Annotated in this window: 5 protein-coding genes; all 5 read right to left on the bottom strand. The window is 71.8% G+C overall.

Annotated features, from left to right (window positions below):
• A partial coding sequence (locus D474_RS0100935; protein WP_017611725.1) for a hypothetical protein occupies positions 1-1,432 on the bottom strand: 1,432 nt, incomplete at its 3' end.
• A gap of 131 nt (positions 1,433-1,563) precedes the next feature.
• Positions 1,564-2,784 carry a site-specific integrase gene (locus tag D474_RS0100930; RefSeq protein WP_017611724.1) on the bottom strand — a complete coding sequence of 407 codons (1,221 nt, stop codon included), beginning with the start codon at positions 2,782-2,784 and terminating at the stop codon, positions 1,564-1,566.
• A gap of 25 nt (positions 2,785-2,809) precedes the next feature.
• Complete coding sequence (locus tag D474_RS0100925; protein WP_017611723.1) at positions 2,810-3,346, bottom strand: hypothetical protein; 537 nt, start codon at positions 3,344-3,346, stop codon at positions 2,810-2,812.
• A 10-nt stretch (positions 3,347-3,356) separates the two neighbouring features.
• Entirely contained in the window at positions 3,357-3,680 is a 324-nt protein-coding gene (locus D474_RS0100920) for a hypothetical protein (RefSeq protein WP_026118058.1), read from the bottom strand.
• A gap of 202 nt (positions 3,681-3,882) precedes the next feature.
• The coding region (locus D474_RS0100915; RefSeq protein ID WP_017611721.1) for a TM0106 family RecB-like putative nuclease at positions 3,883-6,651 on the bottom strand (2,769 nt) is incomplete at its 5' end.

The raw sequence follows: 6,651 nt of genomic DNA, 5'->3' as shown, positions 1-6,651 counted from the left end.
GGGAGCCGTTGCGGGAGACTTCCGGGGGCAGGGGCGGCAGGCCCAACCCGGGGTGGGCTCGCCGCCGGCCCTGGCCGGGCTCGTACTGGGGGCTGTTCTGGGGATCTGGTTCCGGCTCGGGCGGGGTTGGGGTCGGGTCGGGGTGTTCGGGTGGCTGTTGGGCGTCCTGAGACCCGTGCGGGACTTGGTCCTGATCGGGCTCGGGGTTCTCTTGGGGTTGGGGTTCTGTCTCGGGTGCGGGTCCGGCCGTTTCCTGCGCGGGGGGTGTGGGCCCGCCGGGCTGGTCGCGGCGGGTGCTCTGGTGCAGGTCGGCGGCGGTCACCGGTTCGGGCAGCGGCGGCAGGTCGGTGTCTGGGTGCTCCTGGTGGGTGTGGGCCAGCGCCTCCTGGGCGGGGGCGATGTGCTGCCACCACAGCTGGGCCTCGGCCGGGGTGAGTTCGCCCTCCACCACCAGCCAGCCGAAGACGTGGCGGTGGCGGCGCCGGGCCATCCAGGAGCGGGGGTAGGGCTGGGGGTCCAGGACCAGGATCCGTTCGCCCTCGACGGTGGGGATCTCGGCGGGCACGCCCTCGTTCCAGACCCAGGTGCCGTCGTGGGCGATGAGGTTCCACCAGCCGCGCACGGTCTGGGCGGCCGGGTCGGTGGGCCCGTCGCGGAATGCGCTCACCCACCGGGGGTCGGGGGCCCGGCCCTGCAGGTTCTGGCCTGGGGGGCCGATGAGGGCGTCGGCGAGCAGGGTGTGGAGTTGGAAGTTGTCGCCGATGCCGTCGTAGAGGACGCGGAAGGCGCGGCCGGTGGTGCGGTGCAGGACCAGGGCGGAGGTGGCTTCGCTCATGCGCAGCAGGGCGCGCAGGTCCTCGAAGATGCCCAGGTGGGGGCTGAGTTGGTTGGTCAGCGCCATGAGCTGGGCGTGCAGGGTGGGGTGGCGGCGCAGGTGGGCGCGGACGGTGGGTTCGCCGAGCATGGTGTGGGCGGCCAGTGCGTGGCGTTCGATGGTCCACCAGGCGAGGGTGGCGGCGGGTGCGGTGGTCGGGTCCAGGTGGGGGGTGAGGCGTTTTTCGGTGTGGGAGGTGACGTGTTCGGGGGCGGGTGGGGGGTCGGGTTGGGTGCGGGTCCAGGTGTGGGTGAAGGTGAGGGCGCCTTGGCCGACGGTGTGGAGCAGGTGCAGGGTGGTGGGTGCGGTGGGGCCGGGGTCGGTGCCCGTTTCGACGAGGGCGCCGGCCAGGACGCACAGGTCGGCGGTGATGCCGGGGCTCAGGTGTCCGGTGGCCAGCAGGTCGGCGAGGGCTTCGAGGGCGAGTTCGCGTTCGGTGGCCGGCACGTGGGGGGCGTGGGTGTGGACGCGGTGGAGGGCGGGTGGGAAGTGGTGGGGGTCGGTGGCCACGGAGGCGTCGATGAGTTCTTGGAAGGCGTTGCGAAACGTTTCGACCATGCGTGCCGTCCCCTTTCTCACGTCACCAAAATAGTGTGTCGTGGATGCAGGTTTGCACGGTGTGGTGCTGTTTCGGGTGGTGCGTGTGGGTTTGTTGGTGATCTGAGATGGTTGTCGGGTCTGCGGTCTGCTTACAGGCCCAGGCGTGTGACGGCGTTGTCGTCGAGGGGGTCGGCGGTGCGGATGTAGTCGTGGACGGTGCGGGGGTTGGTCCAGCGGCCTTGGCGCATGATCTCGCGGTCGGCGGCCCCGCCCAGGGCGGCTTGGGTGGCAAAGCCTGCGCGTAGGGAGTGGCCGCCGAAGTCGTCGGGGTTCAGGCCTGCGCGGGCTGCGTAGCGTTTGACGAGATCGCCCACGGCGCGTCCGGACATGGGGCGCTCTGCGATGCGTCCGTGGCGGTCGACGGTGGGCAGCAGGGGTGCGCTCTGGGGCAGTTGGGGTGGGTGGGTGAGCAGGTCCTGGCACCGGTGGGTGGTCTGGGGTGGTGTGGGCGGGGTCTGTTCGAGGTGGTGGCGCAGGCCTTGGTGGCCGAGGGTGTGGTGCAGTTCGAGTATGTGGGCCCAGTCGGCGTAGGCGCACAGGCAGCAGGTGTGGCGGTGGCGTCCGCGCGGCAGGGCGATCTGGTCGAAGCGGCGCCCTTCCTGGTCGGTCTTGGTGGCGCCCAGGGCGATGGTCAGGGTGGGGTGGGTGCCGGTGGGGTGGGTGCGCAGGTGCAGGTCGCCGATGCGCAGGGCGGCCAGTTCGCTGCGGCGCAGGGCTCCGGCGAACCCGGTCAGCAGCAGCATCGCGTCGCGTCTGCGGGCCACTCCCCCGGGCCATCCCTCGTCGGGGCGTGCGGTGAGCAGGTGTTCCAGGGTGGTCAGGATCAGGGGATCTTTGCGGTGGGGGCGGGTGCGGCGGGTGCGGCGGATCCCGCGCAGGGTGGTGCGTACGACGTCGGCGCGGGTGGGTGAGTCCAGGCCCTGGGCGGCGTGGACGGCGGCGATGGCGGCGGCGCGGCGTTCGAGGGTGGAGGTGGCCAGGGCCCAGTCTCCGGTGGTGGTGCGGGTGTGGGCGCAGGCGGCCAGGTAGACGGCCACGTCGACGGGTTCGGCGGGCAGGCTCTGGCGGTGTTCGGTCAGGCACCAGGCGGTGAAGTGGCTCCAGTCGGTGCGGTAGGCGCGCAGGGTGTTGGGTGACTGGGCGCGGGCGAGGTAGTGGCCCAGGGTCTGGGCCTGTTCGGTGTCGAAGCGCTCGCGCACGGCGGCCAGGGCGGCGGGGTCGACCAGGACGTTGCGGGCGGCCCGGTCCAGGCGGTGTTGGACCGGGGCGGGCAGGTGGTCGTGGTGGTCGTCCTGGGGGCCGTGGTGCACGGGTGTGTCTTTCCGCCGCGGTGTGTCAGGGGCCGGTGAAGTGTGTGCGCAGGGCTTCGAAGAGTTCGGCCGGTGGCATGAGCAGGAACAGGGGCAGGGCGGTGGCGGCCAGGGCGGCGGTGAAGCCGAAGAAGGCGATCTTGTGGCGCAGGCAGGCGGCCAGGATCGCGGCGAGAAGCGGTACGGCCAGGGCCAGGATCAGGACCCAGATCAGTGCGGTGCCCAGGTTGGACAGGTGTTCGCCGGGCACGGTGGTCAGTTCTCCGGCGGCCGGGTCCTGTTCGGCGGCCAGGGCGGCTTCCTGCAGGTCCATGAAGGTGAAGAGCAGGTTGGCCAGGGCCAGGGGTGTGCCCAGGGCCCAGAGCAGGGCCAGGCCCACCCACAGGGCGGTGATGCGCCGGTCGGGCGGGTCGGGTACGCGGACGGGTTCGCGGTGGGGGCGCCCGTTCTTGGCCTTGGTGGTGGTTGGGGTGGTCTCGTTCGCTGTTTCGGCCCCATCGGTGGTCTGGGGCTGTTCTGCGGGCGGGTCGGGCTTGGTGCGCTTGCGCTTCTTGGGTGACACGCCCGGGAGCCTACCCGCCCAGGGAGAGCAGGTGGATGGCCGACACGAACACCACGGGCCAGGCCAGCAGGGTCAGGCACCACAGGGCGGCCTTGCGGTCGCCGGCGACGGTGGCCACGGCTGCTCCGAGGAAGGGCAGTCCGACGGCGGCGCCGAAGGCGAGGGTGAACCATTCGGCGGCCGAGCCGGCGTGGGAGTCTGCGTCCAGGCCCATGAGGTAGCCGAAGGGGCCCAGGATCAGGGCGAGGGCGGCCAGGACGGTCAAGGCGACGCGGATTCCGGTGGGGTGGCGGGTGTTGTGGCCACCGCCGTTGGTGGTGGGACGGTCAGACACGGGGGCCGTGGTGCCTTTCGGGTCACAGGTGGCGGGCCGGGCGGCCAGGATGTGGGGCGCCCTGGTGCCTGCCCCGCGGGCGGGGCCGGCGGGTGCACGGGGCGCCGGCGCACGCTGTGCCCCGGTGCTGGTGGGGCCGGTGGCGCGCCTGGTGACCAACGTACTCCACACGGGTCGGTGCCCGAAACCGTCCGGGGTCGGGTCAGCCGGGCCAGGGGCGGGCGGTGTCGACGAGTCCGGTGAAGGCGGCCAGCAGGCGCAGTTCGTCGACGGTGCGGGGCGCGGTGGTGCGCAGGGCGGGGGCGTAGGTGATCACCGCGGTGCGTTGGGCTCGGGAGAGGGCGACGTTGAGGCGGTTGCGGTCCAGGACGAAGCCGGGGCCGCGGCTGGTCTGGGCGGCGTCGGAGGTGGTCATGGAGCAGATGACGGCGGCGGCTTCTTGGCCTTGGAAGCGGTCGACGGTGCCCACGCGGATGCGGGCGAGTTCGGGTGTGTGCTCGCTCGCCTGGTCCAGGGCGCGGCGCAGGGCGCGTACTTGGAGGTTGTAGGGGGCCACGACGAGGATGTCGGTGCCGGTCAGGGGTGTGTTCTCCGGGAGCAGGTGTTGGTCGAGCAGGGTGTGGGCGATGGCCAGGACGGCGTCGGTCTCTTCGGGGCTGTGGGTGGTGCGGTCGGTGTGGGTGACGGGGTGGGCGTAGACGCCGGGTTGGAGTGGGGACAGGGTGCGTTGGGCGGTGGTGGGGTGGGCGTGCAGGCGGCCGTCGTAGGACAGGCGGGAGATGGCTGAGCACACAGTGGGGTGCATGCGCCGTGAGGTGTCCAGGAAGTAGCCGCGGGTGGGGTCGATGACGGTGTCGGTGCCCATGAGGTGTTGCAGGGCCGAGGCGTCGGCGCCTTCGCCGTGGGTGCCTTGGACGACCTGTGGGAGTTGGCGCGGATCGCCGAGCAGGACGATGTTGTGGGCGGCGGTGGCCACGGCGAGGGTGTCGGCCAGGGCGAACTGTCCGGCCTCGTCGATGATGAGCACGTCCAGGGGGTCGGCGACCATGGTGGCGTTGGTCATGGCCCAGGCGGTGCCGCCGATGAGGTGGGGCTCGTGTTGTTCTTGGCGGCGTCGGCGCCAGGTGGCCATGGCTTGGGGTGTGGTGGGTTCTTCCCAGGGGTGGTCGGTGTGTTCGGTGCGGGATTTGGGGCGTTTGGCGGCGTGGATGGTGGTGCCGCGGTTGTGGGCGGTGGCCAGGGCGGCGTGCATGACGTTCTCGACGGCTTTGTGGCCGGTGGAGCACACGCCCACGGAGCGGCCCTGGTCGATGAGGTGGTTGATGAGTTGGGCGGCCAGGTAGGTTTTTCCGGCTCCGGGTGGGCCCTGCACGGCCAGGTAGGAGTGGTCGAGGCGGTCGGTGGCGGCCAGGACGGTGGCGATGGGGTCGCCGTCGTGGTCGTCGGTGGTGGGCAGGGGTCCGGGTGGGCACAGGCGCGGAGGGTGGGCGCGCAGGATGTCGGTGCCGGCGTTGTGGGGCCAGTGGGGCAGGGCCTTGACGGTGGTGGTGGCCTGTTGTTCCAGGGCGCCGTCCTTGGGTTGGGCGCGTACGGGGGCGCCGGGCAGCACGGCGACGGGGCGGGTGCGGGGTGTGTCGTCGGGCTCGGCGGTCTGGGTGATGATCAGGTGGTCGGTGGCGGCCTGGGTGACGGTGGCGGTGGTGGTGGCCGGTTCCTGTCCGGGGCGGGTGGGTGTGAGCAGGTGGACGCTCTGGCCGGTGGTGAAGGGGTGGGGGCGGGTGGGGTCCAGGTCCATGCGCAGCTCGCGGCGGGCCTTCTTCTGCCGTCCGGTGGGTTCGATCCACTCCCCTGCGCGGACGCGGTGGGGTACGGCGCAGTCGGTGTCGGTCTCGAGTTCGCTCAGGGGGGCCTGGGTGCGGCGGAAGTGTTCGCGCCAGGGCGGTTGGGCTTCGCGCTGGTAGTAGCCGACCAGGGCGGCCAGGGTGGCGCGGGCCTGGTCGGTGGGGGTGCGCTTCTCGGGGGTAGCGGGCAGGTGTTCGTTGAGGGGCTCGGTGATGGCGGCCAGGCGCTGTTGGGCTTCGGCGCGTTTGTGGGCGCGTTCGGCCTCTTCTTCGGTGAGTTCGAGTTGGACCAGGGGGCGGTCGGTGATGCCGTGCTGGTCGCGCNGGAGCCAGTCGCGCAGGCGGGCGGTGGAGTGGCAGTCGTCGCGGTTGTAGGCGGCGATGTCGTCGAGGATCTGCTGGGCGCCTTCGTGCTCGCCCTGGGCGTGGGCGCGCAGGTGGGCGTTGTAGGCGTCGATGCTGGAGGTGGCGGTGGTGACCTGTCCGCCGCGGGTGGTGGGCAGGTAGAGGGGTTCGAGGGCCTTGATGGAGTAGGAGCGCTGGGACACGCGCAGGCTTTTGCGGACCACGGTGTAGAGGTCGACGAGGCGGTTCTCGCGCAGGAGGCGGTCGACGGCTTCTTCGCGGGTGGCGAAGGCGGAGCTGAGGTGTTTGAGCCGGTCGGCCTCGTAGGAGGCGTAGTGGTAGATGTGCGCGCCGGGGTCGGCGTCGATGCGGGCGGTGGCGAAGTCGACGAAGTCTTCGAGGGCGCGTTGTTCCTGGGTGCGGTCGTGGGCCCAGAAGGTGTGGAAGGTTTCGGTGCCTTGGTCCTCGGTGGTGGCGCCGAAGAGGTATTCGAGGCCGCGTTGGTCGGTTTCGTCGTGGTAGGGGTAGCCCTCCATGTCGAAGAAGAGGTCGCCGGGGCTGGGGGCGGGCAGGGCGGCCAGGTGGTCGGGGGCGTGCACGTGGGCGGTGACGGTGCCCTGGGGGTTGGCGGGGGTGCGGGTGAGGTCCTGTTCGACCTGGAGTGCGGCTTGGGCGCGTAGTTGGTCGTAGGTGGCTTCGGGCAGGGTGTGGGGGCGTTGGTCGGGGCCGGCGGTGGCGAGGTGGTCGATGGTGGTCAGGCCGGCGACGGTGAGTTTGGCGGCCTG

The organism is Nocardiopsis salina YIM 90010, from assembly GCF_000341025.1.
Lineage (GTDB): Bacteria > Actinomycetota > Actinomycetes > Streptosporangiales > Streptosporangiaceae > Nocardiopsis > Nocardiopsis salina.
The sequence above is the reverse complement of the archived record's forward strand: the minus strand, read 5'-3'. Positions and strand labels throughout refer to the sequence as shown.